The following is a 9,691-nucleotide window of genomic DNA, read 5'->3' as shown; positions in this document are numbered from 1 at the left end:
TACTTCCACGCCTGCAACCGGGGCAAACAAAGCGTTCTCGCCGATTTCAACAAGCCGGATGACCTTGCCTTCGTAAAGCGCCTGATCGCCGATGCCGACATCGTGATCGAGAATTTCAAGGTAGGCGGGCTGGTCCGCTCCGGGCTTGATTACCAGACGCTGGCAAAGGACCATCCCGCTCTGGTCTATTGCTCCATCACCGGGTTCGGGCAGACCGGCCCTTATGCCGCCCGCGCCGGATATGACGTCATCGTGCAGGGCATGAGCGGCATGATGGACCTGACCGGCGACGCAGATGGTCCGCCGCAGAAGATCGGCGTCGCGCTGGCGGATATCATTTCAGGGCTCTACGCGGTGATCGGGATACAGTCGGCGCTGGCGCTGCGTGAGCGCACTGGCAAGGGCCAGCATATCGATATCGCCCTGCTCGATTCGATGGTGGGCGTGCTTGCCAATCAGGCGCAGAACCTTTTCGTCAGTGGGGTCGCGCCCCGACGCATGGGCAATGCCCATCCCAATCTGGCACCCTACCAGCCTTTCCCTGTTGCCGACGGCCACTTCATTCTGGCGGTCGGCAATGACGGCCAGTTTGCCCGCCTGTGCGAGATTGTCGACCGCGCCGAACTGGCATCCGATCCTGATTTTGCCACAAACCCGGCGCGTGTCGCCAATCGCGACAGGCTGATAGCTGAACTGGAAACAGCGTTTTCGGGCTGGACGAAGCAGGAGATTCTCGCGGCTTGTGAAGTAGCTGGCATTCCCGCTGGCCCGATCAATGCGCTCGACGATGTTTTCGATGATCCGCAGGTGCTGGCCAGGGGCCTGCGGATCGACCTTCCGGGCGGAACGAGCGGCGTCCGCACGCCCATTCGCTTCAGTGACGCGGCGCTGCAATTGAATGTCCCTGCGCCGGCGCTGGGACAACATGACGAAACGGTCCGATGCAAGACCAAAACCCGCCCTATTTCCCCCTATGGAGCATAGCATGAACGCCTCTCTCGCCATGAAGGACCAGCGCAGCCTGTTTCACGCGGTCACCTCGATCGCCGACAATGCGAGCGCTGGCCCGTTCGTCCTCACCAAGGGCAAGGGCTGCATCGTCACCGACGAGCATGGCCGCGACTATATCGACATGGGCGCTGGCCTGTGGTGCGTGAATATTGGCTATGGCCGCAGCGAAGTGGCCGACGCGATTGCCGATGCGACCCGCAGCCTGAACTTCCAGCATCTGTTCGGTGGCGCGGCATCAGTGCCAGCCATCGAACTGGCCGACAGGTTGCTGACCCTGTTCCGTACGCGCGCCAACGCGCCGGAAATGGCGCGCGTGTTTTTTGGTTCGTCGGGATCGGACGCCAATGACACCGCTTACAAGCTGGTCCTCTATTACCATAATCTTATCGGCAAGCCGCTGAAGAAGAAGGTCATTTCACGTCAAGGCGCGTATCATGGCCTGACCTATGCCGCCGGCAGCCTGACCGGCATCGACGCATATCACAAGGCGTTCGACATGCCTGCGCCTGGCGTGCTCCATGTGGAGGCACCGCATTATTATCGCGGCGAGCGCCCAGGCGAGAGCGAGGCGGATTTTTCCGCTCGTCTGGTCGCAGACTTGCGCGCGACGATCGAACGCGAAGGGCCAGACACGATCGCAGCATTCTGGGCGGAGCCGGTGATGGGCACGGGCGGCGTGATCCCTCCGCCGACCGGCTATTTCGAGGGTGTTCAGAAGCTGCTGGCCGAGCATGAGATACTGTTCGTGGCTGACGAAGTGATCACTGGCTTCGGGCGGACCGGCAGCTGGTTCGGGACTGGGCACTATGGCCTCAAGCCCGATATCGTCAATCTCGCCAAGGGGATCACCAGCGCCTACCTGCCACTGTCCGCGACGATCATCAGCAACCGGATTTGGGACGTACTGGAACACACATCCGCTACGGCTGGTGCGTTCATGCACGGCTTCACTTACTCTGGCCATCCGGTCTGCTGCGCCGCTGCGCTGGCCGTGCTCGACATCATGGAGAGCGAGGACGTGGTCGGCCCGGTCGTGGCAAAAGGCGAGCGACTGCTGGCGGGGCTGAGGAGCCGGTTGAAGGACCATCCTTTCGTCGGCGACATCCGCGGTGTAGGCTTGATGGCTGGCGTCGAATATATGGCCGATCCAGCTGCGAAAAGGGACTTTGCGGGCATGGCCGGCCACAAGATCGTGGCGGGCCATGCGCGGACCGAGGGTATCCTGACCAGGGCATTGCCTTGGATGCCGGTGACGGCATTCTCGCCGCCCCTGATCATCAGCGATGCCGAATTGGACGAGGCATTGGACCGCTATGTCGCCGCGGCGGAGCGGGCCATTCCGGCCTTGGAAGCAATGGCTTCGGCCTAACCGCAAGGGTGCGGCATCGTTTGAAGGAGAGCATGCAATGACATTTGGATTTCGCTTGGAGTTGGCGGTCCTGCTCGGCCTGCTGGTCGCACCTGCCACGGTCCACGCGCAGCAGGAATTGCCTGTTCCATTGCAGGCAGGCGCGAAATCGGATGTGCCAGTGGCGACGCAGATCATGCGTTGGCGCATGAACGATGGCGACGTGAACAGTTTTGCCTTTCGCAATATGGATCAACTGTTCACCACGCGGACGGTGGCCCACTCGGGCGCGTCATGGATGTTCCCGAAGGTCGAGCGGCCAATGGACTTCACATATTCGTTCGGCGGTACGACATATTCGGCCGAGCAAGCGCTGGAGCGGACTTACACCAACGCACTGCTGGTCCTGAAGGACGGACGGATCGTCACGGAAATATATCGCAACGGTTCGAACGAGCACACCCGTTTCATGGGCTGGTCGATGACAAAGTCGATCACGTCGATACTGGTCGGCGCGGCGCTGGAGGACGGTTTGATCTCGTCGATTGATGACGACATCACCCGATACCTGCCTGAATTGAAGGGGGGCGGTTATGAAGGCGTCACCATTCGCCAGATTCTCCAGATGCGCTCTGGGGTGGATTATGACGAGAGCTATGACTTCGCCAAGCCAGGTATCGCGGCGAGCAACCACATCAACGCGCTGGTGAAAAATGTGGTACGTTTTGCCGATGTTGCACGCACCATCAGGCGCAGATCGAAGCCGGGGGAAGTCTTCGCCTACAAAACCATCGATACCGCTGTGCTGGGCTGGCTGATCGAACGGGTAAGCCGGGGGTCGGTGGCCGCTTACACAGCCCGAAAGCTATGGGAGCCGCTGGGAGCGGAGGCGGACGGCTTCTATATCATGGACGGTCAGCCGGGCACGGGCCGCGAGTTCAGTGGTGCAGGCTTCAACGCCACCTTGCGTGATTGGGGGCGTTTTGGGCAGATGATGCTCGATGGCGGCAGGGCCAATGGCAAGCACGTCGTCAGCGAGCAGTGGGTCAAAGCGGGGCAGACGCCGGCTGGCGAGCGAGAAGGGCCTGAAGGCGGCTATGGCTATCAGTGGTGGACCATGGCCAAATCGCCCGCTTACTCGGCGATTGGTTTGCAAGGCCAATACGTCTATATTGATCCTGCCAGCCGCACGGTTGTGGTCAAGCTTAGCTATTTTCCACCGACCGGTGGCCAAGCAACGCAGGAAACGCTGGCTTTCCTTGCGGCAGCGTCCGCGTGGCAACCTGCAAAATGACGCTGCGCTGAAAGCGGCCGCTGTTTGATGGCGGGGAGTGCCCCCCTCAATCTCTCATGCTGGCCTTCCGTCGCAATGCCGCCCTTTCGCTATGCCTTGGTAGCGAACACTGCATATCGCTCTCGCCAAGCCGCCACCTCGTCTTTCAAATGTGCAGGCGCTGCGGCTCCTGACATGACGAGGGTGGCGACATCATTTTCGGGGTGCATCAGCATCTTCTTGGCGCCGTCAGTAAACCAGACAGGCACCAACCGATCGCAAATCCTATCCAGAATGGATCGGGCCATGCCATTTTCTATGGCATCGCTGCTAGGCAGCAGGCGAACCAATATGGACACGCCTTCGAAACAATTGCGAGGTTGACGGACGAAATCGAGCGACACCAAGATGCCGGACCGGTCGGGACGGGCTTCGTCCGGCATGTCGGCGATCCTGCGCCAAGCACAAAACCAGGTCCGGCAAATATGCGGGCGCACGGCATGAATACTGCACCCTTGAGCGGTGAGCTGAGGACAGCTTGTGCCAGCCGGCTTCTGGAAATCGGGCGTATCGACAGTCAAAACGGTGCAGCAGATCGTGCAATCGCCACAATCCCGGTTTGAGAGGACGGGGCCGAGGAGAGTAGTTTCCAGATCTTTCTCTATGTCCATGGGCGCTGGGTGCCGCGGCTCTGCCTGGAATGCAAGCGGGATCAGGCACGCAAGGTCCGGGGAAAAGCGCAACAGCTAATGGCAGCAGAGTGTGCCAACGCACAAGTCTTGTGCCAAAACCATCCCAACCGCCAATTCAACCTTTCAACCGGGCGAGGAGCCCGCCTGAACGGTCACGGATTATGGCAGGCAATTGGCGTGCGGTGCCGCGCTTCAGTCCAAGAAAATGTGTAAGTAGAGAAAGCCGATATGCCTGCAACTGATTGAACGTGCAGGCATATCGGTCAGTGCTGATTTCGATCCGAGCGATGTGCGGGCGGTCGAGATATGCTATGGTTCCGACGGGCGGTGACACTGACCTTGCAAATCGTCATGTGAAAGCCATCGGTGCCCATCATCAATGCAGACTGGCGTAAGTCTCTGTCTGGAAGGCAGCCGTGCTGGCTGGAGCTTTCATGGGGCGACGGCTGCCAGGTGCCTTTGAACGACTATCCGGGCCGTTTTCCAGTTTGAACTGACTTGCCTGAGCGGCGAGGCTCTGGACCTCAGCAGCAAGGTTTCCTGCCGCGGCCGACGTTTCCTCGACCATTGCCGCATTCTGCTGGGTCGATTGATCCATCGTGCCAATCGCGGCCGAAATCTGGTTTATCGCCGTCGACTGCGCCTGATTGTCGTTGGCCATCGTTGCCAACAGTTCGTGGACTTGCGACACATCGCCGGAAATGTTGGACAGAGCGCCATCGACTTTCGTGACAGACCCGACAGCCGAAGCAATTTCGACCTGAGTGACCGTCAATTGATCGCGGGCTCGTTTTGCTTCCTCTTCCGCGCGCATTGCGAGCGCCGAAACAAGATCAGCCACGACCGCAAAGCCGCGGCCAGCGTCGCCTGCGCGTCCTGCCTCGACCGCAGCGTTCATCGCCAGCACGCGTGTCTGGAAGGCAATCTTGTCCAGACCTTCAATGACGGAATCGATGCCCTGGGCACTATCGGATACGCGGCCCATCGCTTGAACGGCGTCTTCTGCCGTTGCACGCCCGTCATGCACCGTTGCAATCGCCTGATCGGCGCGCTGGACGGTGAGCGACGCTGCCTTTGCCAAAGCGCGCAAGCGATCAGCCATCTCGGTAACGGACGCCATCGTTTCTTCCAGCGAAGCAGCATTGCCTTCGGTGCGGCGAGCCAGATCGTGCGACGCCTGGGCAATCTGGCTTGATCCGGTACTGATGGAGGACGCACTTTCGGATACCGCCGCGATCAATTCGCGCATGCTGCCAATCGCGTCATTGAAATTGGTTTTCAACGCTGCATATTCCGGCGCAAATTCAGCCGTGATCAACGCGGTCAGGTCACCTTCGCGCAACAAGGACAGATGCGAGCTGAGAACCGAAACCAGTTGCTCTTGAGCCGCGGCCAGTTTCAGGTTAAGGGTAGCAGTTTCCTTGAACGTGAACATGGCTTTGGTCATGCGGCCCACGCAGTCTTGATATTGGGTATAGTCGATAGGCGTATCGAGGTCACCGGCGGCCAGACCTTCCATCCGAACGACCGTCGACACATATGGCACGCACACGGCCTCGCGGATCAAAGACCCGCAAACCGCCGCAATCCCCGCAACCACCAGTCCTAATGACAGACCCAGAATAGGATGACCGAAAAGCGCTGCGCCCGCCGTAAGCAGTGTCGCCAATGCCGCAAAGCCGCACATGCATACCAGGACGATCAACATCTTCTGGCGGATGAGGGCAACTTCCTTGAACCACGACATGGCATACTCCTAATATTCGACTTCGAACGAGCCGCAGGTCGGTCGTCGGCTGGCAATCGCACTCCGCCGCCGCCATCTGTTGCCCCGTGTTAAGGCCACGAATATCTCTCTTATAGGAGGCTGACGCGCGATCCGGTTATCGGTGCGTCAAAAATTAACAATGTGCACCAAATCGGATCGACCTGATCGTCAGAACATGATTCCAGAAGCACTGCTAGTCGGCCAGTGTTGTGCACATCTTTGGGGATAGGCCGATTTGCTCAGCATCCACCTTGCCGATGCCGCCATTCTCGCCATCGTCTGATTGCGCGATCTGTCGACAAACCTCTGTCGGGGTTTGCCGGGCGAGAAGAGCCTAACGCATCTTTGGATGCGCTTTGACGCCGCTGCGCAACTTGGTGTGCGCTAAAACACCCTCTCTGCCCAGTTCGAGGCCGACTCCCGACTCCTTGTCTCCGCCAAAGGGCAGGGCCAAGTCGAGAATATTATGGGTGTTGATCCAGACAGTACCAGCTTGCAACGCATCGAAATAGCGATCCGCGCAATCGATATCCTTGGTCCAGACGCTGGCCCCAGTCCAAACCGCGTTTGGTTGGCAAGGGTAATCGCCTCCTCGTCGCTCGCAAATGAAAAGGCGCACAAAACCGGGCCGAAAATCTCTTCCTGGGCAGTAGGATGACCGGGGTCTAGGCCAGCGATGACGGCCGGCGTGAAGTAGCTTCCCGGTCCATCAACTGCTTCACCGCCGCTCACGTCGGCACCGGCAGCGCGAGCGGCTTCGACATGCCGTGCCACCCGATCCCGGTGCATTCTGCTCGAAAGGGGAGCTAATTGTGAAGCCGGATCGAGGCCGGGGCCCAATTGCAGGCTAGCGGCGATCTCCCGCACGCCGGACAGTACAGCGTCATAATGCTTCTCGTGCACCAGCATCCGCGACCCGGCACAGCAATTTTGGCCGGAATTGCCGTAAATTGCCCACGCCGCGCCGGGAATAGCCTGATCGAGGTCGGCAGTTTCGGTGATGATGAGCGGTGATTTGCCGCCCAGTTCCAGATTATACTTCTTGAAGCTCCTCGCGGCGCTGATTGCGATGCCGCGTCCGACCTCCGTTGATCCGGTGAAGTTGATCTTGTCCACGCCGGGATGCTCGACCAGCAGCCGTCCTGCTGATGCGCCCCGACCTGTGATCACGTTGATGACACCATCCGGAATGCCGACTTCCGCGCACAGCTCGGCGAGGCGCAGCGCGGTGAGGGAGGTCTGTTCCGCTGGTTTCAGGACGATAGTGCAGCCGGTGGCGAGCACTGGCGCCAGTTTCCAGACTGCCATGCACAGTGGCACGTTCCACGGTGTGATCGCGGCAACAACACCAACCGGATAGCGCTTTGTAAAACCGCTAAAGCGCAGGTCGGGCAAATAGGGGACGGACAAGTTCATCGTCTCGCCATTCAGTCTGCTAGCCCAACCAGCGACATAGCGCAGCGAATGCACCGGCAGTTCCGCGTCGAACAGGCGGGTATTGGCGATCAGCTTGCCGCTGTTGAGCGTCTCGATCTCGGCAAGCGATTCCACTTCCGCTTCGATGGCTGCGGCGAGCGCCAGCATGAGCGCCTCGCGACGGTAAGGTTGCATGTCGACCCAAGCGCGGTCGGTCAGCGCGCGGCGTGCGGCGCCTACTGCGGCATCGACATCTTGCGCGCTGGCGTCAGCAATACGAGCGATTTCCTCACCGCTGGACGGATCGACGACGCTGATCGTCGATCCGTCGGACGCAGGGCGCCATTGTCCATCGATGAACAGCCCCTTTTCCGAATGGATGAACGATCGTGCCTTCTCGCTGATTTGTGACAGATCGTTTGCGGTCGTCATGTCCGTGTCTCCTGGAAAGGAAGATGCCGTTCAGACGTCCGTGCGGGACAGGCCGATGCGGCTGTAAATTGCGGGGTGCCTGCGCTTCATCCATTCTGCCTGGACCACGCCCGCCGCAAAAATGATGGGCAGCGCAACGGGTAGGGCGTTGATAAGGCGGGAATCCGTGCCGGTTAGCAAAGGGTAATTCAGGATGGAAAGGCAGCACCCCGCTGCCAGCATCACGCCGCCAAGCAGCGGCATGGCGGTAGGGACACTCGAGCGCGTATTGTGCTGGAGGAAGAAGGCGGGCACGGCAAAGCTGGTGAGACAAAGCAAGAGCATCAATCCGACAGATCCGAAACCCGTCAAAGCGGTAGTCAGTGACAGAAGCGGATCGAGCCCCGCCGTGGCAAACCCGCCCACCGTCAGCACGAGTATAACGACCACCGGCACTCCAGCGACAAAAGGCGCGCCGTTGCTGCGCCTGGTCCGGGACAATGCGCCAGGCAGGATGCGGTCGCGACCCAGTGCGTAGACGTAGCGCACACCGTTATTGAAAAGCCCAAGGATTGCCGCAAAGGCGCTCGTCACTACCAGCGAAGAAATCAGGATTTGGCCCCACTCGCCAAGGTAGCGATGGGCAAGGCCGAACACGAAATGTCCAGGATCGATCGCTGCATTGCGTGCAACATCGGCTCCCTCGGCAATCGTGAAGGCATAGGCGGTGAAAATATAGAAGGTGCTGACGATGGCGATGGCGGCATAGGTAGCGCGGGGCACCGTTCTTGCCGGATCGCGAACATTTTCAAGGACCAATGGGATTCGGCACGCCCGACGATGCCGAAGGTTGGGAGCGTGTGCAGAGGGGCGCGCGCGCCGGTGGCGATCAATGGATCATGCTGAATCGCGGGACCGATGCACCCGAAGGTCAGGCTGAGGCGGGGCATGAAGCAGGCGACGTTAGCGCCGAAACGGGCATGCGTGCCGCCTATCAGATGTGGAAGAGGATGATGACCGCGTGATCACCATGACCGACGACCGCCAGGACGCCACGACGATGGCGCCGACCTTTGAGGAAGCCATCGCTTTCATCTGGGCAGAGGCCGACCTTCTCGACCGGCTCGACTACAAGAAGTGGCTGCCGCTCTGGACCGAAGGGGGGCGCTACATCATTCCGACCGAGCGGGATGCCAAGGATTTCGATGACTGCCTCAACATCCTGAATGACGATGCGGAAATGCGTGCAGCGCGCGTTAAACGGCTGCTGTCAGGATTTTCCATGTCGTCCGCTCCACCGGCACGGACAGTGCGGACCGTGTCACGGTTCGTGCCTCTGGCGACGGAGGACGGGGCCATCGTTATCCGGGCGGCACAAATTCTGGCCGAATATAAATATGAGCGGATGCGCGTGCTGGCGGCCGATGTCGAATATCGCATCGTCCGCCAGGCTGACGGCTTGAAGATGGATCGCAAGGTCGTAACACTCGTCAACTGTGACGATTTCCAGCACGGCATCGGCTATCTGTTGTGAACATTTCCGCATTGGACGACCACCAAAAAGCAGCGGCCCGTTTCGTAGAGGCGCGCCGCGCAGCCCAGGGCTTTTCTGATTTCCCCGGCCCCATACCGACGGACCTGGATGCGGCCTACCGCATCCAGCAAGCGGCAATCGCCTCATGGGGGGATCGGATAGCGGGATGGAAAGTCGGACGCATTCAGCCCCACCTCGCCGAGCAACTGGGCACCGAGCGCTTCATGGGCCCCATCTT

Annotated in this window: 8 protein-coding genes and 2 pseudogenes; 6 read left to right on the top strand and 4 right to left on the bottom strand. The window is 60.0% G+C overall.

Annotation, left to right across the window (positions count from 1 at the left end; all coding sequences use genetic code 11):
- The 3 genes from SX1_RS23280 to SX1_RS21135 all read left to right on the top strand — a co-directional run.
- The coding region (locus SX1_RS23280) for a CaiB/BaiF CoA transferase family protein (RefSeq protein WP_019054699.1) at nt 1–984 on the top strand (984 nt) is incomplete at its 5' end.
- 1 nt (nt 985) lies between these two features.
- On the top strand, nt 986–2,380 hold the full coding sequence (locus SX1_RS21140) for an aminotransferase family protein (protein WP_157410344.1): 1,395 nt from the start codon (nt 986–988) through the stop codon (nt 2,378–2,380).
- 37 nt (nt 2,381–2,417) lie between these two features.
- Nucleotides 2,418–3,653 (top strand): serine hydrolase domain-containing protein, encoded by a 1,236-nt coding sequence (locus SX1_RS21135; RefSeq protein WP_019054697.1) that lies wholly within the window; start codon nt 2,418–2,420, stop codon nt 3,651–3,653.
- A gap of 89 nt (nt 3,654–3,742) precedes the next feature.
- Here the strand turns inward: SX1_RS21135 and SX1_RS21130 are convergent, their stop codons facing one another.
- From SX1_RS21130 to SX1_RS23270, 4 genes and pseudogenes are all read right to left on the bottom strand, one after another.
- Complete coding sequence (locus SX1_RS21130) at nt 3,743–4,303, bottom strand: hypothetical protein (protein ID WP_026150024.1); 561 nt, start codon at nt 4,301–4,303, stop codon at nt 3,743–3,745.
- 397 nt (nt 4,304–4,700) lie between these two features.
- The gene (locus SX1_RS21125; protein ID WP_019054695.1) at nt 4,701–6,071 is read right to left on the bottom strand and encodes a methyl-accepting chemotaxis protein; all 1,371 of its coding nucleotides are present in this window, start codon (nt 6,069–6,071) and stop codon (nt 4,701–4,703) included.
- 355 nt (nt 6,072–6,426) lie between these two features.
- A pseudogene (locus tag SX1_RS23275) lies at nt 6,427–7,940 on the bottom strand (aldehyde dehydrogenase family protein).
- Between the two features lie 30 nt (nt 7,941–7,970).
- Nucleotides 7,971–8,702 (bottom strand): amino acid permease, encoded by a 732-nt coding sequence (locus SX1_RS23270; protein WP_157410342.1) that lies wholly within the window; start codon nt 8,700–8,702, stop codon nt 7,971–7,973.
- A gap of 35 nt (nt 8,703–8,737) precedes the next feature.
- Between SX1_RS23270 and SX1_RS21110 the strand changes: the two genes are divergently transcribed.
- The 3 genes and pseudogenes from SX1_RS21110 to SX1_RS24700 form a co-directional block, all read left to right on the top strand.
- Entirely contained in the window at nt 8,738–8,944 is a 207-nt protein-coding gene (locus SX1_RS21110) for an SRPBCC family protein (RefSeq protein ID WP_019054693.1), read from the top strand.
- 5 nt (nt 8,945–8,949) lie between these two features.
- Complete coding sequence (locus tag SX1_RS21105; protein WP_255209818.1) at nt 8,950–9,453, top strand: aromatic-ring-hydroxylating dioxygenase subunit beta; 504 nt, start codon at nt 8,950–8,952, stop codon at nt 9,451–9,453.
- Nucleotides 9,450–9,691, top strand: a pseudogene (locus SX1_RS24700) (2-keto-4-pentenoate hydratase); the annotation flags it as partial. The gene SX1_RS21105 and the pseudogene SX1_RS24700, both read left to right, overlap by 4 nt.

The organism is Sphingobium xenophagum NBRC 107872 (assembly GCF_000367345.1).
In the GTDB taxonomy this organism is placed as follows: Bacteria; Pseudomonadota; Alphaproteobacteria; order Sphingomonadales; family Sphingomonadaceae; genus Sphingobium; species Sphingobium xenophagum.
Note: the sequence above shows the minus strand (reverse complement) of the source record. Positions and strands in the feature narration are given on the sequence as shown.

Coding starts and splice junctions, on each gene's coding strand:
- SX1_RS21140 (WP_157410344.1), top strand. CDS start 986: ATGAACGCCTCTCTCGCCATGAAGGACCAGCGCAGCCTGTTTCACGCG.
- SX1_RS21135 (WP_019054697.1), top strand. CDS start 2,418: ATGACATTTGGATTTCGCTTGGAGTTGGCGGTCCTGCTCGGCCTGCTG.
- SX1_RS21130 (WP_026150024.1), bottom strand. CDS start 4,303: ATGGACATAGAGAAAGATCTGGAAACTACTCTCCTCGGCCCCGTCCTC.
- SX1_RS21125 (WP_019054695.1), bottom strand. CDS start 6,071: ATGTCGTGGTTCAAGGAAGTTGCCCTCATCCGCCAGAAGATGTTGATC.
- SX1_RS21110 (WP_019054693.1), top strand. CDS start 8,738: ATGGGATTCGGCACGCCCGACGATGCCGAAGGTTGGGAGCGTGTGCAG.
- SX1_RS21105 (WP_255209818.1), top strand. CDS start 8,950: ATGACCGACGACCGCCAGGACGCCACGACGATGGCGCCGACCTTTGAG.